At 47.1% G+C, this 649-nt stretch carries 1 protein-coding gene; it reads left to right on the forward strand.

The features are described from left to right. Positions 1-517, forward strand: a 517-nt coding sequence (locus ACWHAR_RS28300) for an MFS transporter (RefSeq protein WP_452088596.1), incomplete at its 5' end; no start/stop codon positions are given. Positions 518-649: the final 132 nt, after the last annotated feature.

The following is a 649-nucleotide window of genomic DNA, read 5'->3' on the forward strand; positions in this document are numbered from 1 at the left end:
TGCATATACTTATCTGTCTCCTTACCTTCTGACCGTTTCAGGGATCAGCGGCAATTTGCTCAGCGGCGTTTTGCTTATATTTGGAATCGCCAGCTTGGTTGGATCGAAGTTTGGCGGATATAGCACTGATAAATGGGGAGTTCCTTTTACGCTCGTTGGCGGGATGGCGCTGCATATCATCGCACTGATTTTGCTGTCGCTTGTCACCCATTCCTATGTCGGAGTACTGTTGATTCTCATATTATGGTCGTTCGCCGCATGGTCTACCGGCCCGACGCAGCAATATCACTTAGCGACGCTTGAACCCGAATTGTCAGGTGTATTGCTCGGCATCAATCAATCGATGATGCAATTCGCCATGGCCGCAGGTGCAGGAATCGGAGGGATTTTTGTAGAAAAAGTGTCGCTGGCTTCTATTACGTGGTTTGGGGCATTGGGGGTTATGATTGCGATTGTTGTTGTTTTGACGACCTTCAGTTCACGGAAAGCAGCACATGTAAGAGAAATCAGTTCATAATAGCCTTGATTGGTGTTGAAGATTCAAGGGTTTCATTCGTCATATCTTACCTGCTTTTTTGAGCCTGACAGGCAGCGCTGAGCCGAAAAATCTAGCATCCGCTCGCTGTAAAACGAGCGGATGTTTTTTTAC

The organism is Bacillus sp. LR--39 (assembly GCF_053613335.1).